Source organism: Vibrio sp. 10N.286.51.E5 (assembly GCF_041469125.1).
Lineage (GTDB): Bacteria > Pseudomonadota > Gammaproteobacteria > Enterobacterales > Vibrionaceae > Vibrio > Vibrio crassostreae_C.
Genome location: NZ_JBFRJZ010000053.1, coordinates 1 through 25,744, shown reverse-complemented (window position 1 = coordinate 25,744; position 25,744 = coordinate 1). Strand labels below are relative to the sequence as shown.

General features: G+C 44.4%; 22 protein-coding genes. 10 read left to right on the top strand and 12 right to left on the bottom strand.

Features of this window, described 5'->3' with window-relative positions:
- Positions 1–36 precede the first annotated feature (36 nt).
- The 4 genes from AB4161_RS18340 to AB4161_RS18325 form a co-directional block, all read right to left on the bottom strand.
- On the bottom strand, positions 37–303 hold the full coding sequence (locus AB4161_RS18340; protein WP_017059525.1) for a hypothetical protein: 267 nt from the start codon (positions 301–303) through the stop codon (positions 37–39).
- Positions 304–538: 235 nt separating this feature from the next.
- Positions 539–2,323, bottom strand: coding sequence for an ABC transporter ATP-binding protein (locus AB4161_RS18335; RefSeq protein WP_372083827.1), 1,785 nt, complete (start codon positions 2,321–2,323; stop codon positions 539–541).
- The gene (locus AB4161_RS18330) at positions 2,317–4,080 is read right to left on the bottom strand and encodes an ABC transporter ATP-binding protein (RefSeq protein WP_372083825.1); all 1,764 of its coding nucleotides are present in this window, start codon (positions 4,078–4,080) and stop codon (positions 2,317–2,319) included. The genes AB4161_RS18335 and AB4161_RS18330 overlap by 7 nt, the downstream gene beginning before the upstream one ends.
- Positions 4,081–4,308: 228 nt before the next feature.
- On the bottom strand, positions 4,309–4,827 hold the full coding sequence (locus tag AB4161_RS18325; RefSeq protein WP_017059522.1) for an NUDIX hydrolase: 519 nt from the start codon (positions 4,825–4,827) through the stop codon (positions 4,309–4,311).
- A 302-nt stretch (positions 4,828–5,129) separates the two neighbouring features.
- Between AB4161_RS18325 and AB4161_RS18320 the strand changes: the two genes are divergently transcribed.
- Both AB4161_RS18320 and AB4161_RS18315 read left to right on the top strand, forming a co-directional pair.
- Positions 5,130–5,390: a DUF333 domain-containing protein gene (locus AB4161_RS18320; RefSeq protein WP_017059521.1), complete on the top strand. Its 261-nt coding sequence runs from the start codon at positions 5,130–5,132 to the stop codon at positions 5,388–5,390.
- Positions 5,391–5,429: 39 nt separating this feature from the next.
- Positions 5,430–5,552, top strand: coding sequence for a hypothetical protein (locus tag AB4161_RS18315; RefSeq protein ID WP_017059520.1), 123 nt, complete (start codon positions 5,430–5,432; stop codon positions 5,550–5,552).
- Positions 5,553–5,556: 4 nt separating this feature from the next.
- Here the strand turns inward: AB4161_RS18315 and AB4161_RS18310 are convergent, their stop codons facing one another.
- A complete protein-coding gene (locus AB4161_RS18310) occupies positions 5,557–6,435 on the bottom strand; it encodes a YdcF family protein (protein ID WP_372083824.1) in 879 nt (292 codons plus the stop codon).
- Positions 6,436–6,790: 355 nt separating this feature from the next.
- Between AB4161_RS18310 and AB4161_RS18305 the strand changes: the two genes are divergently transcribed.
- From AB4161_RS18305 to AB4161_RS18295, 3 genes are all read left to right on the top strand, one after another.
- On the top strand, positions 6,791–8,161 hold the full coding sequence (locus AB4161_RS18305) for an L-serine ammonia-lyase (RefSeq protein WP_017059518.1): 1,371 nt from the start codon (positions 6,791–6,793) through the stop codon (positions 8,159–8,161).
- A gap of 415 nt (positions 8,162–8,576) precedes the next feature.
- A complete protein-coding gene (locus tag AB4161_RS18300; RefSeq protein WP_080582209.1) occupies positions 8,577–10,055 on the top strand; it encodes a peptide MFS transporter in 1,479 nt (492 codons plus the stop codon).
- A gap of 200 nt (positions 10,056–10,255) precedes the next feature.
- Positions 10,256–11,038 carry a siderophore-interacting protein gene (locus AB4161_RS18295; RefSeq protein WP_136982425.1) on the top strand — a complete coding sequence of 261 codons (783 nt, stop codon included), beginning with the start codon at positions 10,256–10,258 and terminating at the stop codon, positions 11,036–11,038.
- Between the two features lie 133 nt (positions 11,039–11,171).
- Here AB4161_RS18295 and AB4161_RS18290 read toward each other — a convergent pair whose 3' ends face one another.
- The 6 genes from AB4161_RS18290 to AB4161_RS18265 all read right to left on the bottom strand — a co-directional run bounded on the left by AB4161_RS18290 (position 11,172) and on the right by AB4161_RS18265 (position 18,619).
- A complete protein-coding gene (locus AB4161_RS18290) occupies positions 11,172–12,074 on the bottom strand; it encodes a multidrug transporter (protein WP_136982424.1) in 903 nt (300 codons plus the stop codon).
- A 136-nt stretch (positions 12,075–12,210) separates the two neighbouring features.
- Positions 12,211–12,915, bottom strand: a complete 705-nt coding sequence (gene phnR / locus AB4161_RS18285; protein WP_029235340.1) for a phosphonate utilization transcriptional regulator PhnR — start codon at positions 12,913–12,915, stop codon at positions 12,211–12,213.
- Between the two features lie 67 nt (positions 12,916–12,982).
- Positions 12,983–14,692: a putative 2-aminoethylphosphonate ABC transporter permease subunit gene (locus AB4161_RS18280; RefSeq protein ID WP_372083822.1), complete on the bottom strand. Its 1,710-nt coding sequence runs from the start codon at positions 14,690–14,692 to the stop codon at positions 12,983–12,985.
- 21 nt (positions 14,693–14,713) lie between these two features.
- Positions 14,714–15,823: a putative 2-aminoethylphosphonate ABC transporter ATP-binding protein gene (locus AB4161_RS18275; protein ID WP_372083820.1), complete on the bottom strand. Its 1,110-nt coding sequence runs from the start codon at positions 15,821–15,823 to the stop codon at positions 14,714–14,716.
- A gap of 227 nt (positions 15,824–16,050) precedes the next feature.
- On the bottom strand, positions 16,051–17,472 hold the full coding sequence (locus AB4161_RS18270) for an FAD-dependent oxidoreductase (RefSeq protein WP_372083819.1): 1,422 nt from the start codon (positions 17,470–17,472) through the stop codon (positions 16,051–16,053).
- A 136-nt stretch (positions 17,473–17,608) separates the two neighbouring features.
- On the bottom strand, positions 17,609–18,619 hold the full coding sequence (locus tag AB4161_RS18265) for a putative 2-aminoethylphosphonate ABC transporter substrate-binding protein (RefSeq protein WP_017094998.1): 1,011 nt from the start codon (positions 18,617–18,619) through the stop codon (positions 17,609–17,611).
- Positions 18,620–18,969: 350 nt separating this feature from the next.
- Here AB4161_RS18265 and phnW point away from each other — a divergent pair, with 350 nt between their 5' ends.
- The 4 genes from phnW (at position 18,970) to AB4161_RS18245 (ending at position 23,805) form a co-directional block, all read left to right on the top strand.
- Complete coding sequence (gene phnW / locus AB4161_RS18260) at positions 18,970–20,073, top strand: 2-aminoethylphosphonate--pyruvate transaminase (RefSeq protein WP_108150347.1); 1,104 nt, start codon at positions 18,970–18,972, stop codon at positions 20,071–20,073.
- Positions 20,073–21,494 carry an aspartate aminotransferase family protein gene (locus AB4161_RS18255; RefSeq protein ID WP_372083817.1) on the top strand — a complete coding sequence of 474 codons (1,422 nt, stop codon included), beginning with the start codon at positions 20,073–20,075 and terminating at the stop codon, positions 21,492–21,494. Before phnW ends, AB4161_RS18255 begins: the two co-directional genes overlap by 1 nt.
- Before the next feature lie 92 nt (positions 21,495–21,586).
- The gene (phnX, locus tag AB4161_RS18250) at positions 21,587–22,405 is read left to right on the top strand and encodes a phosphonoacetaldehyde hydrolase (protein ID WP_372083816.1); all 819 of its coding nucleotides are present in this window, start codon (positions 21,587–21,589) and stop codon (positions 22,403–22,405) included.
- Between the two features lie 332 nt (positions 22,406–22,737).
- Positions 22,738–23,805, top strand: a complete 1,068-nt coding sequence (locus AB4161_RS18245) for an OmpA family protein (protein WP_102428795.1) — start codon at positions 22,738–22,740, stop codon at positions 23,803–23,805.
- Positions 23,806–23,938: 133 nt separating this feature from the next.
- Here the strand turns inward: AB4161_RS18245 and AB4161_RS18240 are convergent, their stop codons facing one another.
- On the bottom strand, positions 23,939–24,337 hold the full coding sequence (locus AB4161_RS18240) for an OsmC family protein (protein ID WP_371720962.1): 399 nt from the start codon (positions 24,335–24,337) through the stop codon (positions 23,939–23,941).
- A gap of 200 nt (positions 24,338–24,537) precedes the next feature.
- Between AB4161_RS18240 and msrB the strand changes: the two genes are divergently transcribed.
- Positions 24,538–25,680, top strand: coding sequence for a peptide-methionine (R)-S-oxide reductase MsrB (gene msrB / locus AB4161_RS18235; protein WP_017071631.1), 1,143 nt, complete (start codon positions 24,538–24,540; stop codon positions 25,678–25,680).
- The last annotated feature ends 64 nt before the right edge of the window (positions 25,681–25,744 follow it).

The following is a 25,744-nucleotide window of genomic DNA, read 5'->3' as shown; positions in this document are numbered from 1 at the left end:
TTAAGAAGAATCTTGCAGCTAAGCAGAGCCTTTCGACTAAGCAGAATCTTTTAGCAGAACACGGTCAGCATCAATAATGGTGAAGCCTGATGCATCTTCATTCTTTTCGACTTGCACTAAACCTTTAAAACCAATCTGCGACAGCTTCTTCGCAAGTTGATCTGGTGCTGTTTCAAAAACAACATTCATAAAAGGTAAAGACTCAGCATCAACAAAACCATGCTCGTTAAACAGTTCCATTGCTTGAGATAAATGGTCTGAGTCGGTTAATTCGATAATTTCTACAACTTCTTCCAACAACATTTTCGATTCCATATTCGCCAGAAAGTGACTGACACAAGCCGGTTCTTTTTGCTTGCATACATCCCGATGCCCTAAGACACCCCTTTAGTAGTAGGGAGATCATAACATATTAATAATCGTAAAATATGTTTTATTTTTCCTAAGCTACTGGGAATACTAGAAAAGAATAGAAATTGGTGAAACATAAGCAACACCAATTCATAGTATCGATAACGGTAAACCTGATTTGAGGTGATCAGGCAACCGTTACTTGAGAATCGCCCGTTTCTACAATCGATTCTTGTAACAAGCCAGCATAAATACCATTGTGTGCCACCAGCTGTTGATGATTACCTTGCTCAACAATTTCACCCTTTTCCAACACCAAAATCGTATCTGAGTGACGAACGGTACTCAAACGGTGTGCAATCGCAATCACGGTTTTTTCCTTGAAAAGGCGCTGCATTGCTTTTTGAATCAGGTCTTCAGTGATTGAATCTACCGAACTGGTCGCCTCATCAAGCATCATCAATTGACCGCCCTGTGCAACCGCTCTAGCGAACGAGATAAGCTGCGTTTGCCCTACAGACAAGTTAGAGCCGTTCTTTTCCAAGTGGAAGTCATAACCTTGTGGCAATTGTTCAATAAACTTATCGGCATAAACATAGCGCGCCGCCTGTTCAACCTCAGTTCTAGATAGATGCGTTTTGCCCAGCGCGATATTGAATTGGATGGTCTCTTCAAATAAGTGCACGTCTTGCATCATCATTGAGAACAAATGAGCAGAGTCTTCACTTGAGATCTGTGACAGCTCTATTCCATTCAACAAAATGCTGCCTTCATAATCTTGGTAGGTTTTAGAGATCAGACGCAGAATCGTCGACTTGCCCGAACCCGTCGAACCCACAAGGGCGATTTGATGCCCTTTCTCCAATACAAACGAGACATTCTTTAGAACGTAGGGAGAGTCGTCTTTGTAGCGGAAGCTTACGTTCTTAAACTCTAGGCTCACAAACTGTTCAAGCTGTTTCTCAACCTTGTTAGATGGCAGCAGGTTACGCCCTTCCTCTTCAGTCGGCTCAACAAACAGCTCTTCAATATGGTCAAACGCTGCAAATGAACTCTGAATCGAAGCGATCTGCGAAGTAAAGTCTCGGATCGGAACAAACACTTTCTCTAAGGTGTTGATGAACGCAATCAGCACACCCAAGGTGAGCGCCCCTTCTAACACTTGCTCAGAGCCATACCAGATCATAATCGCGATAGTGATGGAGGTGATGCCAGAGATAAACGAGAACAAAATCGCATCGTATTTATTGATCTTCTTCTGCGCTCTTAAAAACTCATCGGTATAGCCTTGGTAGCGTTGCTCGACTTGCTCTTCCGCTCGGTACATCTGAACGGTTTTCATGCCAAATAAGACTTCTTGTAAAAAGCCAATACCGCGAGCCAACGAAGAACGAGTCACCTTATAGAGTGCACGAAGTCGGTTTCGTACATAAACCGTCAAATACATCACTGGTGGCATAATGATCAATACAATCATCGTTAACTGCCAATCAATAAAGAACATCATCACTAACAGAGCAATGGTATTGATGCTGTCTTTAACTAGCCCGACAACCGACTGAACAAACGTCTCGCCGATGGTTTCCAAATCACTGGTTAATCGTGAAAGCGTTACGCCAATCGGTGTGTTATCAAAATAGCTGCGTGGCAGTTTGAGCACGCGAGCAAACAACACTGAGCGCATGTCAGTTATCGTGTATTGCCCGGTTTTACGCAGGTTGTACGAATAGGTGGTATCCACCACATAGCTCGCCACCAGCACGGCAACGAGATAGAAGACGTACTCGAGCAGACCATCCATATCCCCATGACTCAGGTGAACATCGATCACTTGAATGATCAGCCAAGGGAACAACAAACTCGTGATGACAGAAAGAGGAAGCATAGCGATACCCAGAATCGCAGAGCCTTTGTATTTCTTAGCAAACTTAAAAAAGTGCTTGAGGTACTTGAGATCAACACCTTTTAACATGCTGCTGCCTCCGTTTCATTCTGCTGTAGTTGCCATGTATCGTAATAGTAATCACAGGTTTTCAATAACGTGGCGTGATCGCCCTTCGCGATCACTTTACCTTCATGCAACACGATGACTTCATCCATATATTCAAGGGCATTAACGCGGTGTGAAACCACAAGAACCGATTGATTTTTTAAACGCTTAAACAAGCCTTCCAAGATCTTACGTTCTGTTTCATAGTCGACAGCCGATAGAACGTTGTCCATGATGATCAGATCGGTGGGTTGTAATAAAGCACGCGCAATACTTAAGCGCTGTTTCTGACCACCTGACAACATGATCCCTTTCTCACCGACTAAGGTTTGATCGCCGTGTTCAAAACGCGTCACATCACTGGCCAACTGGCTGAGCTCTAGCACTTCATCAACCTGACTCTTTGCCAAATCGGTATCTAGGCTACCAAAGCGGATATTGTCTTCGACGGTTGCTGAAAACAGGTAAGGGTCCTGAGTCACAGTTTTCACGTAACGGCGCAAGTCACTGCGTGAGAAGCTAGTGACATCTCTTTCACCAAGGAAAACAGAACCTTCTGGTACATCCAAGTGATGATTTAAGCAGTTCACTAACGTTGTTTTACCCGCTCCGATTCCACCTAGCACACCCACTTTCTTACCTGCTGGAATATCAAAGCTGATGTCATCGAGAATCACGCGTTCTTCACCTGAATAGCTGAAGCTGAGGTTGCGAACAGAAAACGTTTTTCCCTTTAGCAATTCAACATCTAATTCAGTCAGCTTATCTTCATCAAGCTCTGGGACTTTGGCATTAAGAATGGTTTGTGCACTTTGAATACCTACCATGCCACGCTGATAAATGGTCGCGATTCTGCCAAGCTGCATCAATGGCATAGCGAGCAAAACTGAGTAAGTCAGAAAGGCGGTAATCTCACCAAGTGTGAGTTCCTGTCTCATTAACATGTAGCCACCAAGCCCAAGAATGATGATTTTCATCAGGTCATTGGCGTAGTCGAGTACTGGCATAAAGAAGACTTGAATTCGTGTAATTTTAAGGCGGCACTCAAGCAATAACTGGTTCAGCTTTTCAGTTTCGGCTTTCACCCAAGGTGACATCTGCTGACTCTTAATCAAGTCAATCCCAGATAGGTAACTCATTAGCTGAGCAGACAGGTTTTGTAGACGCTTCATGTGCTCTAAGTGCAGCGTTTTCATACGCTTGAAGCCCACACGGAAAATCACAAAAGCGATTGAGATAGGAATGATCGAATACAGTGTGAGTTCTGGCGATATGCGCCACATGTAAAGAGGCGTCAGCGACAACGCAAGCAAGGCATTGAAGAACTGTAAGAAGCCGACACCAAACAGCAGTCGAATGCCACTAAGGTCATTGTTGATAATCGAGATCAGTCGACCCGAAGCAAAGCGTTCGTGAAAGCTGCCCGGTAAGCGATTCAACTTTTGTAGAAGTGTACTTTTGAGTGCGGCCTCTGTAATTCGCCCCGGGTTAAGCGCATAAATACGAGACAAAATTCTCACCACCACCATGGCAACCGACATCCCGACCACAATCCAAACATAGGTTTGAAGCTGTTGGTGGCCAGTTGAAGAGGCATCATCAATCAAATCTATCGCCAATTGGATATAACGAGGGATCTCTACTTGTAACCAGTTGACGAGAAAGATGAACACAATCGCCAATAAGTACGAGGTGCGATTCATGCGCAGATAATGGGCAATAAACTGTCTTTTATTCATAGTATTCTTTGTTTAGGGCAGGCTCACAGCGAGATTTAACGATATAACCGGGCAGTTAAGCTAGATAGGTTCATCGCTGAGGTAAAGATACATCAAAAATACTTAGTTGACAATATCAACCATATTCAATAATTAGTTTCCGCTATTAAATTTTAGCATTGCTAGAAACAATTTTGCCGCCAAAAGTGGCGGCAAATAAATAGCTTAGCAGGCTAGTATTGATAACGGCTAAAGCATCTCTTTGGCAATCAAATGCAGCAAAAAGGTTTCACGTTCAATACTCATGCCCTTCTTAGGGCTCTCTGCCATGGTCTTTTCGTTATGAGCGATCGCTTCATGGATATTCATCCACACCGGTTTCATCCCGTTTTTCACTTCATAATCTTCGTAAGCCGTTTCACCAAGCTCACGATCGATCTTGCATGAGTAGCAGTAAGAAATCATGTGCATCATGTCTGCATCGTCTTTGTACCAAGGACGAAACTCTTCAAAAATGCCGAACGGCTTGATGCTATGGATATTCTTCGCGCCAGTCTCTTCTTCGAGTTCACGAACCATACCTGCGATCACATCTTCCCCTTCATCCAAACCACCACCAGGAATGGTGTAGTCGTGATAACGCTCTGTATACAGCATCAGAATGTCTTCACCATCTAACACAATGGCACGGGCAGCGTTGCGCTTATAGACCGTTTTATTGTCTAGATGGTCGATATCAGGATGGATGGTTGTTTTTAGGTGTCTCATGATTCTGACTGCTCTACTGAATTTGGCGGCATCATATCATAATCATCAATAGATTCGAGGTTCACAACCGCTAACCAGAACGGATCGGACGGGGATATTCCTACGGTAACTTGAATCCACTTAGCTTGATCTAACACTCAAAAAGTCGTTAAACATGAAGAAATATCAACTTATTTCAATATCTTGACCAAATTAGGACAACCTTTTCTGAAATCTAAAATATACTAATTTCATAGAGCTTCTCATTTGGTTCTGTAGAACTTAACGCATTCGATTATAGAGTTATCACGTAGGAGATAGACATGAAGAAAATTGGTTTGATGGCTGTATGTGCCGTTGTATTAGGCGGTTGTGCAAACGACTATGCAGAATATAGCGAGGGCCAACGTGTTTCAGTCGCTAACCCAGCAGCGGTTTATTGTGTTCAACAGGACGGTGAATTAGACACGGTTACTGAAAACAATCAGCGTACAACTTACTGTGTATTCGATGACGGCGAGCGCATTGAACAGTGGGAGTACTACCGCAATAACCATGAGCAAGATTCAGAAAACCAAAGTTAATCACTGTAAAAAAACACATGAGCCTTCTGGCACAATGTTATGGGCGATGATTACGTTCGAGCGGTTAAAAACATCGCTGAAGAAGGCACTGAGCTTCTAGCTTACTGTCTGATTGCCTTTGCGAGTTTAAAGACCGTTATTGGCATCACGAGAAAGAAATAATCACCTATCGCCACCAGCGATGTGTGTGATCCGATTCCGGATCTAAATAACGATTCAATAAAGTCAGGTTAGTATCTAGTAGAGCTAGGTATTCCCTGACTTTTTTTACATCGGTACCCACTGAAGTCTGCTGGATACAGCGCTCCAATGCTGGGAGTAAACTCTCCACAATGTCAAAGTCAGATGAACGTCCAACGAGCTCTTTGGCAGTGATCAATGCTTCCAAAGACAGTCTTTCTGGCTCTCGTCTAACCAACTCTAAATCTCGCTTAAATGCGCCCGCACAAACACCTTCAAGATAAACTCGGTAGGTCGTCAGTACGTCCATCAACAGAAACAATTGCCCCTGAGCACTTTGATGTGGGTATGGCACCGCAACATGAGCCTCCAACCTGCGATCTATTTGCTGCTCTACCCCAAGTGCGGAACACTTCTCGATGAGAACTTTAAGCAAACCTTGCTCGCCCATGAGCGATTGAATCTCGAATATACGTTGTAAATGGTAGTCATTCGAAACGAATGTCACTTGCACACTTTGCCCGCGAGTAAACAGCCCGCTTGCAATCATCTCTGAGGCCAAGTTCTGTATGTTCTCGACAGTGTTGGTCGAGTGCCGCTCGAGCAAAATCGCCCCTAAAGAAAACGGATGTTCACGCTGCTTTTCAAGCTTTCTAAAGTACTGGTGCATCGCGTCGGCTTCAGACAGTGTTTGCCCTTTTGTTAGCCCACCACAAAATGCTACCGCAGTTTGCTGATTCGACTCTTCTACCAAAGGCTCCGCCAGATACTCAACCAAAGCATCAACTCGACTGATTCCTTCATCAGTCAATTTATTCTTATTAAGTCGCTTACCCAGCACAATAAGGAGGTGATTAATGCTCATTTTATGTTCAAGTCTCGTTTTGGGGATTAGATGGAGTGAATTATGTATACAATACTTGTTAACAAAAGTATTTTGAAATTCTTATATGTTGCTCGCAATAATGCTCACTATTGATAGCGACATCTTAGGTAATACAAGAATAAACGTGTCGCTTTACAGCAAACATAGCACGCTCTTGTATTTCATCGCTCTATGCTTGTTAGCACTAGTCGATAAAAGAGTCCTTTCAATCAATGAATACGCTCAATCGATAACTGTTTCACCCAAAGAACAGGTTCACTCAAAGAAGTGAAACTAACTAAATACAAATTTTACACAGAGTTCGTCCATCGAACCGTCTTCACAGGAAGTTACTATGCTGTCTATTTTTGATATCTACAAAATTGGGGTTGGGCCGTCCAGCTCCCACACAAATGGACCAATGATCGCTGGGTTTAACTTTACCCAAAAAATTGATGCTCAGCTTAAGCAAGTGAAGCGTATTCAAATCGACTTATACGGCTCGTTATCATTGACGGGTATTGGTCACCACACAGACAGAGCGACCTTGTTAGGTTTGCTAGGTAACCGCCCCGACACCATTAAAATCACCAGTGCTAACCAAGCAATGCGTAAGGCGATTGAAGATAAATCTCTATTGGTTAGCGGTAACCATGAAATTTATTTCGATGTAGAAAGCGATCTGCTCTTCCACAAGACCAACCTTCCGCTGCATGAAAATGGTATGACTATCTCTGCCTTTAACGAAAGCGGCAGCCTTCTGGATATGGAAACCTACTACTCGATTGGTGGTGGCTTTATCGCAACCGCTGATGAGCTACAAAACGGCAAACAGGAAGCAGAAACACAAGTTGAGTTCCCTTTCTCTTCCGCTGATCAGTTACTTGAACTATCCGAACAACAAGGACTGAGCCTTGGTGGCTTAATTCTGCGTAACGAAGTGTCTTTCCAAGGTATGGATGTGATTGACCAGAAAGCCGACCAAATTTGGAAGGTGATGTCTCTGTGTATGCAGCGTGGCTTTGACACGGAAGGCATTCTTGATGGCGGTCTAGAAGTCACTCGTCGAGCACCTGCTCTGCTTAAAAAGCTGGAAGCAAATGCCTCGATTGAAAACGATCCAATGGAGATCATGGATTGGATTAACCTATTTGCCTTTGCTGTAAGTGAAGAAAACGCAGCGGGCGGTCAGGTCGTGACATCACCGACCAACGGTGCGGCTGGGGTTATTCCTGCGGTATTAATGTACTACCATCGCTTCATCAAAGAGCTAGACACTAAGCAGCTTAAAGACTTCTTGGCAGTCTCTGGCGCAATCGGCATCTTATACAAAACCAACGCTTCGATTTCTGGCGCAGAGGTAGGTTGTCAGGGTGAAGTCGGCGTTTCTTCATCAATGGCCGCAGCAGGCCTAACTGCCCTACGTGGTGGTAGCAACGAACAGATTTGTATTGCCGCTGAGATCGCGATGGAACACTCACTGGGCATGACATGCGATCCGATCGGCGGACTTGTTCAGGTGCCATGTATCGAACGTAACGCAATGGGTGCAATGAAAGCCATCAATGCATCGCGCATGGCATTGAAACGTACCAGCAAGTGTCTTATCTCGTTAGACAAGGTTATCGAGACCATGTACCAAACAGGTAAAGACATGAACAAGAAGTACCGTGAAACTTCTCTAGGCGGCCTAGCCGTGATCCACATGGCACCACCTTGTGAATAAAAGACAGGAACACGAGTGGAGAAAGCCTCTATAGAGACAGCATTCTTGTAAACTTAGTTTTCAATATCTCAACAAAGCCAGCCACCAAGCTGGCTTTTTTATTGGCTAAAGCCCAACAGCTAATTGAAAGTGATACTCACTCAAAATAACTTACAGAATGACTACCTCTAACTTTCCCTTTATTAGTTCATTACTTAGCCACAAATGATGATGGCTAAATTTCATACCGCCATGCATCCACTTGCAAAATCTAACGTTGCAAATCTCATTCATGAGAAATATGAATGCACTCATAAGAAAAGATATATCGAGTAAAGTTCTGCTTGGGACAGATGTTTAAGTTTATGTATTACTACTAATGATATTATAATCGGGCAATTACACTACATATTAATACAAACGTGAGAATAAAATAATGTGGAATAGATTAAACAAATCAATGATGTTCTGCCAAATGATGTTCGGACTTTCGTTCTATGGCGTCATGGTGATCTTGACTCGTTTCTTCCTTGAAGATCTGAACTACAATGAAGCCGACACCATGATGGTTGTTGGTGCTTTCTCTGCAATCGGACCGCTATTTGCTATCGCAGGTGGCTTTATCGCCGACAAGTTTTTAGGCGCCTACCGATCTTTAACCATTGCCTTCCTAGGGTTCGCAAGTGGTTACGTTCTACTGGTACTTGGTGCAGCAGCAACCAATGTTCCGATGGCATTATGTGGTATTGCGTTAGCAAGTTATGCACGTGGTTTGATGTCCCCTTCTTACCCAAGTCTTTACAAACGCACGTTCAAAACTCAAGAAGATTTTGAGAACTGCTACCCAATCAACTACTCAGTAAACAATATTGGTGCTCTGTTAGGCCAATACCTGTTCCCAATGCTAGTACTTGTTGTTGGTTTCCACGGTGGTTTCCTTCTTTCAGCGGTGCTAGCCGGTGCTGCGCTTCTGATGATGATCTTTGTTCGCAAAGGCCTTGTTGAAGCAAGTGCTGAAATCGACCAAAAACCAGTAAGCACTAAAAACTGGGCAGCGTTCCTTGGTCTTTCTGCAGCAATGATCGGCTTGGTATTCTTCATGTTCTCTAACATGGATATTGGCCAAAACATCGTGTACGCAATCGGTGGTGCAGCGATCATCTACTTTGTCTCTTTGATGATGAAATCGAAGAAATCAGACATGCTAAAAATGGGGACTATCTTAATCATCACATTCCTGACGACATGTTTCTTCGTGTACTACGGTCAGATGATGACTTCGATGACAATGGTAGCGATCAACACAATGCGTGGCGATCTATTTGGTTTCATCCCTGTCGCACCTGAAGCTTCAATGGCAATGAACCCACTATGGTGTATGGTTGCTGGCCCTATCATCGCGGGTATCTTCTCTAACCTAGAAAAGAAAAACATTAACTTCTCAACTGCAACCAAAGTCGGTTTCTCTTTCATCCTTACGGCTATCGCTTTCGGTATCCTTACGATGGCAGTAACGACAGTTGGTGACGATATTCTGATCCGCCCAGAAGTCTTCCTAGCGATTCACTTCTTCCTAGCATTCGGTGAAGTGATTGTAGGTTCAATGGTTGTAGCCTTCATCCTGTCTGTTGCACCTAAGCACATTGAAAACTTCTCAGTAAGCTTGTTCTCTGTTGCTATCGCACTATCAGGCATTGTTGGCGCGGTATTCTCAACGTCTATTGCACTAGAGAAAGGTCAAGAGATCACACAAGAGATCGTGCAAACGGTTTACGGTGATTACTTCCAAATGCTGACTGTTCTTGCCGTCGTGATGGTAGGTATCGCAATGGCAGCATCGTTCATTATTCGTAAGATGCTAGAAGCTGCGAAAGCCGCTGAAGAAACGATTGAACTAGAGCAAGCAAACAGCTAATTCTGTTCGCTGAGTCAAACCAATCCTAAGAGCCCTTTAGTTTTCTAAAGGGCTCTTTTTTGTAGGATCCGTTTCTCAATAGGATCTGTCGTATAAGTTAGGTAGTACATGTGTAAATCAAAGTAAATGATAACTATTAGTATTGAGTGTTTTTTAGTTCAGGATTATGATGTGGAAATCCAAATCTAAGAGAGCCTTATATGAGCAAGCCTAGCCCTATCACATTAACCGTTACTCAAACCTCAACAATTACTCCAAACATGCAGCGCATAACGCTTAGCGGTGAGGGATTAAGTAAATACCCAACAGAATGTGCCGGCGGCTACATCAAGCTTTTATTCTCGCCACTTGGCACGACTGATTTAAGCAAGCTAAACGAAGGTGAGCGCCCAACCATGCGTACCTACACCATTCGTCAGTACAATCCTGTAGAGCAGTGGATTGAAGTCGATTTCGTTCGTCACATCACTAAAGATTTGCAGTGTGGCTTTGCTGCAAGGTGGGCAATGAACGCGAAAGTGGGTGACACTATTTCAGTGGCTGGTCCTGGTTTAATTCAGGGGCTTAACCTAGAGTCAGACTGGTTCTTCTTAGTTGCAGACATGACGTCCCTACCTGCGCTTTCTGCAAAAGTAAAAACGCTCCCAGAAACAGCAACTGGTCACGCTATCATTCAGATCAACTCAGCAGCAGATAAGCAGGTACTTGAGACTCCTCAAGGTATCAAAGTAACCTGGTTGATTGAAGATGAAACCTCAGAGTCACTTTCACAAACCGTGCGCAACACAGAATGGTTAGAAGGTCAGGTTTCAATATGGACAGCGTGTGAATTTGAAAGCATGCGTGAGCTAAGACAATACTTCCGCAACGAAAAAGAAGTCGCGAAAGAGAACATCTACATCAGCAGCTACTGGAAACGTGGTGTCACTGAAGATGGCCACAAAGTGTTGAAACAGCAAGATGCTCAAGATTTAGCGGGTTAAGTCTTTTACTACCTACAGCTTCTTACTAGATAAAGAGAAAACGCCCTTGACGAAGTTTGTATCGCTAAGGGCGTTTTTGATTTAGCTTAATATAGATGCCTCTGCACAAATATCCAATCGTTCCGGCGAGCTTTTAAGTCAGTGAGATAACTAAACCAGCAATAATAAAAACGACGCCTACACCGCGAGTCATGTGCCACTTTTCCTTTAAAAAGTAGATCCCCATCACTACGCCGAAGATGATACTGACTTGCCTAAGTGCCACAACCAGGCTGACGTTCTCTGTCATGGTCATCGCAAATAACACTAAACCATAAGTCGATGCCATCATAATGCCTGCAAGCGTGGCTTTCTTACGTAGTATCCATGCGTTGGTAAATTCGATTCTTTGATTGGACACCAACAACCAAATACTCAGCGGAATCACGATCGCCCAAAATTGAATGCCTAGGTAGAAAATCGCCGTGTGTTTATTAGTAATGGTAGGCGTGCTTAACGGCTCCAATAACAGGAGCGCTTCTTTATCTATAATGGAGTAGCCCGTGGTACCAATGGCGGCGATTAATGCCCACAGCACACCGAGGTTGAGATACGCTTTTAACCTAAGATCTGAAAACTTCTTAAGTGGTACAAACAAACAACCCAAGGTAATCAAGGTGAAGCCAAACCATTGATTAGGTGACAGCTCATAGCCTATCAACACCGTGCCTAAACCCACCATCAACACGGGCAGCGCTCGTGCCATCGGGTAAATCACCCCAATATCGGCCTGCTTGTAGGCTACACCTAAGCCGATTAAATAGATGATTTGGCAAATACCACTTAAAAGAAGTAGCTTCCAAAATAAAAGCGTGATATCCACAAAGCCGACACTGTAAATGAACCAAATCAAATAGGGAGTCAATATCGCAGCAGCGGCAAAGCCAGAGGCTAAGAAGAAAGACGAGCCCGATCCTTGATTCGATTTACCTAGAACGTTCCAACCCGCGTGAAGCAAAGCCGAAATAGTCACGATGACGATGGCAGAGAATTCCATTTCATTCCTAAATTATAGATGAATTAGCACAACGGCTGACAACAGGTGATAAAAAGGCCTCCGAATAAGAGACCTTTGAACTTTTCAATTGGGCAATCCTGCATAATTGCAGATATGCTAACGTTCTAACGTATGACTAGCGCTCTAGCTGCGCGATTGACTCAATACTGATCGCGTCATGACGCCAATACTCAATATCACAGTCAATCAGATCGCCGTTTTGATTGTAGTTAACACGCTCAACAACCATTGCAGGTGAGCCAGAAGTCGCACGCAGGGCTTGCGCTGTCTCGCCAAGTAAAGACGTTGTGCTCACTCGGTAACGGATCTTCTGATACACCACACCAAAGTGTTCGCGGTAGATGTCCGTCAACGATTTAGACAAGTCATAATCAAGCAAGTTAGGGAACAACTCTGGTCGAATGTAGTTGGTCACATACACAACCGGCCTATCTTCAAGATAACGAACTCTGTCTACTCGATAAACGTCCGAGAAAGGTTGTAACTCAAGAAGCCGAGTCGCCTCCTTGGTTGCTAACATTCCTTTCGCCGCCACCAACTCAGTTTTCGGCTGTCGATTCTGCGATAGAGCCATATTGGTGAAGTTCAGCGTTTGTGTTGGATCGTAACGAAGCGGCTCGGGAGAGATAAACCAACCACGTCGGTCTTCTCGATAAATGCGCCCTTCCGCTTCAAGTGAAGACAAGGCTTCGCGTAAGGTAACTCGAGTCGTATCAAACGATTCAGCCAGCTTACGTTCCGCAGGCAGCTTCTGTCGTGGTGTTAACATCCCCGACTCTATCTGCTCTACGATGACATCTTTGATTTTTACGTACTGCACTTCATTTCCTTTCATTCTTGTTCTTGTCGTCAGCCACTCCTTGGCCAACTGCAATATAAGTGGTTCGCTAGCGTTTACGCCAAGCTTGGGTGCGCTTATCGAATAACTTGTTGATTAGCATATGAATCAACTTCGCGCTCGCTGCCGATATCATGATCATCACCGCCATGGCAGCTGCTGCACCCGTTTGTCCCGCATCATCCATATTCAGTACTGAAACTGACGCAGGTATCGTATCGGTAGAATACAAGAATACTACCGCAGATGTCGTGGTAAGTGCATTAATAAACAGGTATGTCGCAATATCTAAAATCGCAGGCAAACAAACCGGCACCGTCACTTTAAAGAACAGCTTGTATTGCGGTAGGTTAACCGAAGCCGCCGTCGCTTCTATTTCCTCAGGCAGCTGTTTTAATGCGGTTAACGCTGTCATGTGGCCGACTGTGTAGTAGTGAACCACCGTATTAATCACCAAGAACGCCATCGTGCCATACAAGAAGTTGAGTGGGTTACTCAAATCATTAAAGTAGAAGATATAGCCCAAACCCAACACCATACCCGGAACGGCCATCGGTACCACACTGAGCATTTGCATTGCCTGACGAACAGGACCAAATGCGCGGCCTTTCTCAATGCAATAGGCGCCTAAGAAAATCAATACGGTACCGATAATCGCAGTCCAAGCGCCGAGGGTTAAAGAGTTGAAAAATGGCGTCCAACCATAAGTACTCATCTCTGCGAAGTTATAATTATTTAGCGTTAACGTTTTATTCCAAGGCCAGAAAGTGACCATAGATCCGTATATCGCCATGCCTAGCACAATAACAACAGCCACTGAAATTACGGTGCAATAGAGTAAACACACGCCATCACGTAGAGTGTTTGGCTCTGGTTGGTAAGCGACGGAGCGAGTATCAAACAAGCTCTTTTGTTTCTTTTGAACCCAGCGGTCAACGGTAAACGCAAGCAACGCAGGCAATAGCAATAGGATGCTAGTCACCGCGCCCATAGAGAAATTCTGTTGCCCTACTACCTGCTTAAAGATATCGGTAGACAGAACGTTGTAGCTACCACCAATCACCTTTGGCACACCAAAATCACAAACCACCAGCGTAAACACAACGATCAAGGTACTTATCAAACCGTATTTTGCCGCAGGTAACGTCACCATGAAGAAGGTTTTTAGCGATGAAGTATTGAGTGCACGTGCCGCCTCATAAAGACGAGCGTCAGAGGTTCTCAATGAAGTAGTTAAAATCATTAAGGCATGTGGAAACGTCCAGAATATCAAGCCCAGTGAGATACCAATCAAGCCGTACACCGAATTGCCACCCAAGACTTCTTTTGCGATACCTTGGTTGCCAAATAAGAAGATCAAACTGATGGCAGGAAGCAACGACGGAGCAAGAATCGGCGCAGAACCCAGCACTTGAAAAAGCCCCTTGAAAGGCATGCATGAACGAGTCAAAGCATAGGCATAGCCAAACGCTAATACTCCCACGACAACGGTCACTAACAACCCAAGCGTGAACGTATTGCCTACCGACAGCCACAGGCTTTGAGAAGCAAAATACGTTGCGAAATTCTGTAATCCTACAAATTCTCCGTCTGCATTCTGAACGCTTTTTTTCAACATTGCCCACAGTGGCATCAGGATAAACAGCGTCATGAACACAGACAAAAAGGCCAACAGCCCAAATAGGATTACGTTGTCTTTACTTAATCGAGCAAGAAAAGGTTGTACTCGTCGTTGAATTAGCAGCTTAGATTGCATCATTTGAGTCGATTCCATGATTATTTACGCCGCCTCGTCTTCCATCACTTGCAGGCTTTTCGATGGGTAAGCCCTAAGGCCACCTTGATCAAACGCCACGTAACGAATATCACTGCGACGCAGCTTCAATCGGTTGAACTCTTTGACGGGAACATCAACGATGATCTCTTTCGCCGTTGAGTCATGTTGCAATTGACACTCAACACGATAAAACGCCCCTAAGAATTCGCTTGATACGATTCTCACTGGCAAGGATTCACTAAAACGATCAACAAACTGGATTTGCTCTGGACGAACGGCAATATCGAAAACATCACCCAGATTTGGCGTAAGATTATCTAAGTCAGGTAACGGCAGCATTGACTCAGCAATGCGCATCTTGCCTTGAGCCGCAACAGAAGCTTGGATAAAGTTCATGCTGCCAACAAACTCAGCAACAAAACGACTGACGGGTTTTTGGTAGATCTCTTGAGGAGCACCGACCTGCTCGATAACACCATGATTCATCACGACAATACGGTCTGCCATCGTTAACGCTTCATCTTGGTCGTGCGTCACCATAATAGTGGTGATACCCAGCTTGCGTTGCAGTTGGCAGATCTCATCACGTAGGTGTGTTCTTACCTTCGCGTCCAACGCAGAAAGTGGTTCGTCGAGTAGCAACAAGCCTGGAGATAACGCCAATGCGCGAGCCAGAGCAACACGCTGCTGCTGTCCACCAGATAGCTGATTTGGATATTTCTGACCAGACGTTGGTAAGCCGATGGTTTCTAACCAAGACTCAACCGTCTCAAGGGCTTCTTTGGTCGACATGCCTTGGTTTTTCAGACCAATCGCAATATTTTCTTCCACAGTGAGATTTGGAAACAAAGCGTAAGACTGGAACACGATGCCAAAGTCGCGCTTTTCTGGTGGCAAGAAGGTCGTATCATTACCGTTCTGCTCAATAGAACCTGACGTTGGTAAGTCTAGGCCTGCAATCGCACGTAATAAGGTGGTTTTTCCACAGCCAGATGGGCCAAGGAAGCAGACGAACTCGCCTTTATCTATCGATAGGGAGATGTCTTTTAACGCTGTAAATTGGCCAAATTGCTTTACAACGTTTTCAATATTCAAATAAGTTTGGTTGCTCATACTACAGCACTCTCTATATGGTATATACCAAATTTAAACTGAGAATATTTCAGTTGAGTGACAAATTTATAGTAGCTAAATGACAGTTATATTGCAGATATAATAAGCATTAAGGATTGCTATTTGTTCAGCATTAACAGTTCGTTCAACGTTGAAAGCCCTCAGTGACTTGCCCATAAATCACTGAGAGCCTTAATGTAAACTTCTAACTTAAACGCTAGATTAATCTATGATTCAACCTTGTCGGCTTTGCCCGCCGCACCTGCGAGTTTGGATAACTGCTTATCTAGCCACAATGGCATGCTACCCGAATCTTCCGCGTTCTCTTTTCTTCGTACCGCATCACGAACCATCATCGCACCTACCCAACGGAATGGCTCTGGCGGGAAGAGTCCTAACGGGCCTTTAGTTAAACCGCTTCGTGTCCAAGCGTTGTCGATATCGAGCACCATTGCTGACAAAATCTTCCCGCCCATACGGGTTTGAGCAACGCCATTACCTGAATAGCCAAGCCCATAATAGATGTTGCTTTGGCCTTTTAGATTACCGAAAAATGGCAATCCGGTGACCGAACGATCTGAGCCGCCAGACCAGTTGTAATCGAATTCACTTTGTTCCAATTTAGGGAACAGTTTTTGGAAGGATTGATTGAGAATCGGCAGGTAGTTGGTCGTTTGGTTAAACATGCTTTCAACTTGATTGGCAAACGAGAACTTATTACCGCCTTTACCCAACATAAGTCGTCCGTCCTGGGTATCTCGGTAGTAGTGGACAAAGATACGCGAATCCACCACCGCCGCCCCTTTCTCTGGGCCAAATTGCTTGAGCTTTTCAGGAATGGGCTTGGTCACCACCATATCTGAAGAGACAACCACAATGCTGCGTTTGAACTCTTTAAAGTGATCGAGCATCCACGCATTGAGTGCCAAAATCACTTTATCTGCAAATACGGAACCGCCTTTGGTTTGAATTCGAGCTGGGGAGCCATAATCGAGTGATGTCATCTCTGTGTTTTCGTGAATTTCGACACCCAGTTCGAGCGCGACTCGGCGCAAACCTCTAGCCAATAACGCTGGCTGCACACTACCCGCAGCTTCTGAGTAGTAACCCTCAATATGGCGTTCAGATCCCGCTTTATCAGCCAAAGAATTGTCGCACTTCTTCCAGCTATTGATACCCTGCTTAACCAGCTCATTAACAACAGGCTCCATTCCACCCTTTTGGGCTTCATTAGTCGCCGTGTAGTAAGTACCGCTTCGATATAGATGCGCGTCAATCTTGTGTTCGTTACAGAAGGCTTCGATCTCGTATATAACCTTTTCCGACTCCTTAACCAACCATTTCGCTTGTTCTTTTCCATAGAGCTTTTTCAGCGTCGGATACTTAGTTGACCACGTCAGCATGCAACCGCCGTTCGCACCAGAAGCACCGCTACCACATAGGCCTTTTTCAATCACGACAACATGCTTTTCTGGTTGCTGTTGTTTGATTAAAATCGCCGTCCATAAACCCGTATAGCCACCGCCAACAATGGCGATATCACAGTTGACGTCTTTTTGGAGCGGCTTAGCCGAATCTAGCCCCGCATGGATGTTGCCAAACTCTTGTTCCAACGCTTGCTTGAACCAATATGAGTAGTGCTTTATCATTTGTTGTACCTTACTTAAAACCTAAAGGCGTAAAACTAAAAAAGGAAGACCGAAGCCTTCCTTTACTGATTTCTAACTTCTAATGAACTAAACAGTTAAATAGCTAAATAGTTAATTAACTGAGTAGCTCGATAGATTAAGATTTTGGCTCTGATTTAGCGTCAAACTTCTCAGACCATGTTTTCAATACGTCTGCACGCTCGCTGCCCATACGTGCAAAGTCCATTTTTGCCATGTTCTTTTCTACATTAGGGAAGTTCTCTGCTTTGCCTGTCACATCTTGGTGACCAACAACTGGGTACATTTCGATGTAAAGCTCGTTTGCCGCTTTAGAAATAGACCAATCGATAACACGTTGTGCTGCATCAGAAGGCTTAACAAGGCCTACCGCTTCAGATTCCCATCCGATGCCTTCAGGCGTAATCACTGAAAGTGGCGCACCTTGAGTTTTCAGCTTAGCGCCACGGCTCGCCATAGAAATACCGATAGCGACTTCACCCATGCCCGCTTGAACACATGGCTTAGAACCTGAGTGCGTGTAGTGAGCAATATTTTGGTCTAGCTTCTGCATGTAGTTCCAACCTTGGTCTTCACCCATGTTTTGTAACCAAGCCGAAACCTGCATGTAGCCCGTACCAGAAGATGCTGGGTTTGGCATAGCAATGTGGCCTTTATAGATAGGCTTCGTTAGGTCATCCCAAGATTTAGGTGCAGGTAAGTTAAGTTGCTTAGCAACCACTTCGTTAAAGCAAACTGCATTGAAGAATGCGTCATTGCCATACCAAGCTTGAGTAGATTGTGGATCGTTGAGGTTTGAACGCAGAGCTTCTACACCTTGAGGAGTGTAAGGCTTGAGAATGCCCTCTTCTTTAAGCAGTGCCATTGAAGAACCAGCAAGTCCCCAAACTACTTCTGCACGAGGGTTGTTTTTCTCAGCCAATAATTTTGCCGTCATGATCCCAGTAGAATCACGCACCCATTTGATGTTGATGTCTGGGTTTTCACTTTCAAATGCGTTTTTGTACTTCGCTAAAATGTCAGTTTCAAAAGCGGTGTAAACCGTCACTTCCTGTGCTGCATAAGCATTACCAGCTAATAGAGTAACTAATGCTGCAAGTGATCCTTTCATAAAACGGTTTTTCATCATTTTCTCCAGTCAGGCCCGATGCCAAGGTTAGGAATTGCCAAGGTTAAAGTTGTTAAGGCTAGAAGCTCCATCTAGAGGCTTCTATATCCATAAATTCATTTAGGTTGTTAACACACACCTTTGCATTGGTATGTACCAGATTTCGAGTATTAAGCTAACTGGCTTTTATGACGATTAAATGAACAAAAAATGGCAATTTAAAGATCGGAAAATTTCTCAACAAAAGTGACCAATTTGAATATGAAGCTTTTGTGAAAATGATGTTTGGGCTATTTACGACCGTTTAAATTGGTTGTTAAAGTAACTCCAAATATTGGTATAGTCCAAAATTAAAATCACGAGAGTTGAACATGAGAAACGAATACTTACTGCTGACACCGGGCCCTTTATCTACTTCTGAAACCGTTCGCCAAGCGATGTTAAAAGATTGGTGTACTTGGGATGATGAATACAACAAAGACGTTGTTGAAGTGATTCGTAGCAAGCTAGTGACTTTAGCGACTAAGCAAGCGGGATATACAAGCGTACTAATGCAAGGTAGCGGCACCGCTTCGGTAGAAGCAACAATCGGTAGCGTTATCTCTAACAACGGTAAGCTTCTTGTTGTTGATAACGGTGCGTACGGCGCTCGTATTGCTCAAATCGCAGAATACTTAAACATTCCATGCCATGTCGTTTCCCCAGGTGAAACATCACAGCCTGACTTGAACGAAATGGAAACGGCATTGGCCATGGATTCAGACATTACTCACGTTGCGATTGTGCACTGTGAAACCACGACAGGCATGCTGAATCCAATTGAAGACATTGCCAAATTGGCAAAACAGCACAACAAAACCGTCATTCTCGATGCAATGTCGAGCTTTGGTGGCATCCCTATGGATATCGCTGACTTAGGTATCGATTACATGATCAGCTCTGCAAACAAGTGCGTCCAAGGTGTACCGGGCTTCGGCTTTGTTATTGCTAAGCAATCGGAACTGGCAAAGTGCAAAGGCCAAGCTCGTTCATTAAGCCTTGATCTGTTTGACCAATGGCACTGCATGGAAAGCAACCTCGGTAAATGGCGTTTTACCTCTCCGACGCATACAGTGCGTGCTTTCTATCAAGCTCTACTTGAATTGGAACAGGAAGGTGGTATCGAAGCTCGTCATAATCGCTACCAAACAAACCAAACCACACTGGTTGCAGGTATGCGCTCTCTTGGTTTTGAACCTCTGTTAAATGATGAACTTCATTCACCGATTATCACCTCTTTTTATTCTCCAACTCATAGCGATTACCAATTCAAGGAATTCTATGACCGTTTGAAAGAACAAGGTTTTGTGATTTACCCGGGCAAGGTTTCAAACGCCGACTGCTTCCGAATCGGTAACATCGGTGAAGTGTATCCGTCAGACATTGAAGCTCTAATTGGCGCAATTAAGAATGCTATGTACTGGGACATCAAATAATGACGATGGCCAATCAAGATTCTGTTCTAAAGGCGACACACTTTCGAAGCGAAGGCGATGTGAACACCACGCCAGCGCGTGAGAAATGGAACGAGTCGCTAAACGATGATGCGACTCAAGCGATGTTAAAACGTGACTCTGACGTATTTCTTCATCAAGCGATGTCAACGCCTTGTCTAGACACACTTGAAGCAGCTGAAGGCATCTACATTCAAGATGCGACGGGCAAGAAGTACATGGACTTTCACGGTAACAATGTTCATCAATTGGGTTATGGCCATCCACATATCATTAATAAAGTGACTCAACAAATGGCTTCATTGCCGTTTTCACCACGTCGCTTTACCAATGAAACAGCCGTTCAATGCGCTGAAAAGCTGACACAGATCTGCGGTGGTGAGTTGAACCGCGTGTTGTTTGCACCGGGTGGTACTTCGGTTATCGGCATGGCACTCAAACTGGCTCGACATGTCACCAACAACTTCAAGGTCGTTTCACTGTGGGACTCATTCCATGGCGCGTCACTTGATGCGATTTCAGTGGGTGGCGAAGCGTGTTTCCGCGAAGGCATGGGCCCGTTAATGGCTGGCGTAGAACGCATTCCACCAGCCGTCTCTTATCGTGGAGCTTTCCCGTTTAACGAGAATAGCGCAGTCAATGCAAACGAAACTGCATGCGACGTTCACTATGCCGACTATTTAGAGTATGTGATTGAAAAAGAAGGTGGCATTGGAGCCTTCATTGCCGAAGCAGTGCGTAACACAGACGTTCAGGTTCCAAGCAAAGCTTACTGGAAGCGCATCCGTGAGATCTGCGATAAGCATAACGTCATGTTGATCATCGACGACATTCCAAACGGTATGGGTCGTAGTGGCGAATGGTTCACTCACCAGGCCTTTGATATCGAACCTGACATTCTTTGTATCGGTAAAGGTTTTGGCGGGGGCTTGGTTCCAATTGCAGCCATGGTCACTAAAGACAAATACAACACGGCAGCGCAAGTATCACTTGGTCACTACACCCACGAGAAAAGTCCTATTGGCTGCGCAGCGGCACTGGCTACGATGGAAGTGATTGAGCAAGAAAATCTACTTGAAAAAGTACAAGCGGACAGCGCATTCGTGCGTGAACAACTGCTTCAAATGAAAGAGAAATACCCAGTCATTGGTGACGTTCGCGGCATCGGTCTGCTTTGGGGAGTGGAATTGGTCACTGACCATATCACCAAAAACCGAGCGTTCGATGGAGCAGAAGCAGTACTTTACCAATGTCTGAACGATGGCCTGAGCTTTAAGGTTTCACAAGGTAACGTGATTCAATTGAGCCCACCATTGATCATCAGCCGTAGCGAGCTAGAAGTCGCTCTGTCTGTATTCGAAAAAGCGATAGCCAAAGTCTGCAAAGATTTTGAATACCTTTAATTCTCGAAATCAACATTTAAACCAATAACCTTAAACAACCATTTGTTTCCCAGAACTTTGAACTGGGAGTGACACAAAAATAGGACACTATTATGAACACGACATCACCTATCCAAGCGGTTATCTTTGACTGGGCCGGCACTATCGTTGATTTTGGGTCGTTTGCTCCAACTAGCATCTTCGTTGAAGCATTCAAACAAGGTTTCGACTTTGACATCGACTTAGCTGAAGCGCGTGAACCTATGGGGATCGGCAAATGGGACCACATCCAAGCAGTGGGTCGAATTCCAGCTGTTGACGCTCGTTGGAAGGCTCAGTTCGGACGCTCCATGACAAGTGAAGACGTTGACGCGATCTACGCGGCATTCATGCCTCTTCAAAAAGCGAAAGTAGCCGATCACGCAGCACCTATTTTGAATGCGATAGAAGTGGTCAATAACCTAAAAGAGAAGAACGTGAAGATCGGGTCTTGTTCAGGTTACCCACGTGAAGTGATAGATGTTTTAATTCCTGCTGCTGCAGATTACGGTTACCGACCAGATAACGTGGTAGCGACCGATGACTTACCTCAAGGTGGTCGCCCTGCTCCATTTATGGCACTGAAAAACGTAATCGATCTAGGTGTAACTAGCGTTGCTGCGTGTGTAAAAGTAGACGACGCAGCACCGGGGATCGATGAGGGTCACAACGCAGGCATGTGGACAGTTGGACTTGTATTATCGGGGAACGAAGCAGGCTTAACGTATCAAGAATATTTAGATGCAGACGAGACAACACTTGCAGCTGCACGTGAAAAAGCAAGCGTTAAGCTAAACAAATCAAACCCACACTACCTAATCGATACCATTGCAGACCTACCAGGTGTCATTGCAGATATTGAAAAACGTTTGTTAGCTGGTGAGCGCCCATAACGGTAATCACCTAGATTACCAAACCAAACATTCCGTACACATGAAAATGAAACCTCGTATCGCCTAAAAATGATACGAGGTTTCTTCGTTTCCAACATTTGAGACAGCAATTAATTGACAAAAACCTCTGTAAATAGCACCTTAAATATATAATTTTTAACAATTTCATTGACCATAATAAGCAACTGTACTAACAATGTAATAACAGTTCCAAGATAGGTTCGACCTGAATCTACGCCTTGAACGATCTACTGTTGCAGTGTCCCAATCAGTAAGTCGTCGCTTTAAAGGCTCATTCAGATAACAATAAGAGTTAATCCAAGGATAAGATTATGAAAAAATTGTCAAAAATCATGTGTGCTGTGATAGCTGCTTCAGGTTTCGCTGCTGCTCCATCAATTGCCGCAACGACATACGTAGGCGCAAAAGTTGGCATGGGTTGGCTAGATAGCGCTTGTGTCGACAACATTGATTGTGAAGATGATTCAGTGGCGGGCGGTATTTACGGTGGTTACAACTTTACCGATAACATTGCTCTAGAATTGAATGCAGATTACTTAGGTGATTATGACACCAGCTTTAACAACAACGGAGCGACTCAAAGATACAGCGATTCTATCGTAGCCATTTCTTTAAGCCCAATGTATCGACTAGCGATTAAACAAGAGTTTGATATCTTCTTTAAAGCAGGTCCTGCTTACATCATGCACGATGACGAAGACGACGTTGTTTTAGCCTTAGGTATCGGTGCCGAGAAACAGCTTTCAGACGATTGGGCGCTGAGAGTGGAATACCAATACTTCGATGATTTTGACGATAAGATCATCCAAGACCTAAACTCCAACCTTGTCACAGTAGGTCTTAGCTACAATTTCGGCACGGGTAATACAACCGCATCAGCGGCTGCAGCTTCTGCGGCGGCTGTAACTCAAGCACCTTCTGAACCAATCACAGAGCCAGAAGCTGTGGTCGTTGAAGAAGAAGCGGAGGTAGTGGTTACCAAAGCGCAAACTGAGAGTTTCTCTCAAGGTACATTTGCGACTAACAGCACAGAACTTTCAGACGAAGGTAAAGCCGCTATACAGCCAATTGTGGAAGTCTTACAAACATACCCTCAGTCTACCGTTAACATTGTTGGTCACACAGATTCAACAGGTGCAGCTGAGTACAACATGATGATCTCTAAGAAACGTGCGGCAGCAGTAGCAGCATACATCGAAGAGCAAGGTATTGAAGCTGATCGCATTACCGCTTCTGGTGAAGGGGAAGAAAACCCAATCGCATCAAACGATACGGCTGAAGGTCGTGCTCAAAACCGTCGTGTGGAAGCAACAATCCCAAGCTTCGAGTACCAAGAAGATGTTCAAGTTGAAGAAGTTATCATTGAAACAGTGGAATAATCGTATTCTAACGTAATAACGACTTCCTTAATAACAAGGGAGGAGCACTGCTAAGTGCTCCTCCCTTTCTTTATCTATGTTTGCTCATAAGCCGAAAAGTAACGACTCAAAGCCAAGCTATACAGCCAGAAGACTAGACGATTTCCCAGCTGTGCGTCATTTCTACGCCTGCACCTAGCATTAGGCACACTGAACAGTACTTTTCCAATGAATCAGCGCATACTTTTGCAACCAACTTAGGATCAAGGTTGTCACCTGAAACTTCAAAGTGAATGTTAATCGCAGTAAAGATTTTTGGCGCGGTTTCACGACGTGTAGTTTCAAGTTTCGCGTTACAGCCTGTAATGCTTTGACCAGCAGATTTCAATCCATCTACCACATCAACAGAGCTACAACCACCAGCGGCCATAAGAACCATTTCCATCGGGCTTGGCGCCGTTGCACCACCGCTACCATCCATGACAATAGAGTGGCCTGATTGAGATTGACCCAAGAATTTAAAACCTTCGACCCATTTAACTTCTGCTTGCATGCTGTTCCTTAGATGTACGAAAACGTCATCATTATCTATTATTTTACATCAATGCCTACACCCTACTACTGGCGGCATTTATGAGCAAGATTTTCTCGATAACATATTTTTTTCATGAATGATGCAATTTTTTCCATCTAAAACCTGTCTCTATTCGTACATTCAAAATCGAATGAGAAGAACGTCAAGATGAGGTATCTATGAATAAATTATCTAAAATATTGGTATCACTCGTGGTTGCGCTACCACTGATTTCGCTGTTTGTAAGCCAGACTGGCACTGCCAATACAATGGATAAAACAGCTAATTCAGGTAATAGTGAAATCGCGACACTCGCGGGTGGTTGTTTTTGGTGTACAGAATCCGACCTAGAAAAGCTGACAGGCGTCACCGACGTTATCTCTGGGTATTCTGGCGGTGAACTAGAAAACCCAACCTACAAACAGGTCTCTTCGGGTAAGTCAGGTCACATCGAAGTGATCAACGTGACCTATAACCCTGATGTGGTTAGCTACGAACAGGTTCTTGACCAATTCTTCCGACACATCGACCCAACCGATGACAAAGGTTCTTTTGTAGACCGAGGCCGTCATTATCGACCGGCTATTTTCTATCATAACCAAGCACAAAAAGATGTTGCTCAGAACTTCATGATGGAGATCGACAAAGCTAATATCTTTGGTGCACCACTAAAAACAGAACTGATAAAATTTGAGAAGTTCTGGCCAGCAGAAGATTACCACCAAGATTATTACAAGAAGAGTAAGGTTCGTTATAACTACTATCGTTACGCTTCAGGTCGTGATCAGTATTTAGATAAAATCTTCGGTGATGATAGAAAGGACAACCCTAAAACACTACGTCAGATCATCGACAGTAAGAATGCGACAGCGAATGCTAAAACATACGTAAAACCGTCTGATGCAGAGATCAAAGCGAAGCTTACAGCACTTCAATACGATGTAACGCAAGAAGACGCTACTGAGCGCCCATTTGACAACAAATACTGGGATAACAAAGAGGAAGGAATCTACGTCGACATCGTTACTGGTGAGCCGTTGTTCTCATCAAAAGACAAATACAAATCAGGTACGGGTTGGCCGAGCTTCACCCAACCAATCAGCGAAGCTTATGTCGTTACAACTACTGACTACAAGCTGCTTTACCCAAGAACAGAGGTTCGAAGTAAGTTTGGCGATTCCCACCTAGGGCATGTATTCAAAGATGGTCCAAAACCAACAGGGTTACGTTACTGCATGAACTCAGCCGCAATGCGCTTTATCCCTGCGGATAAATTAGCAGAAGAAGGCTATGAGGAATACGTTGAGATGTTTGAGGGATAGGCATTCAGCAATTAACGATCAGCCTATGACAACAAAGCCAGCATATGAAGTGACCCCGTAAAGT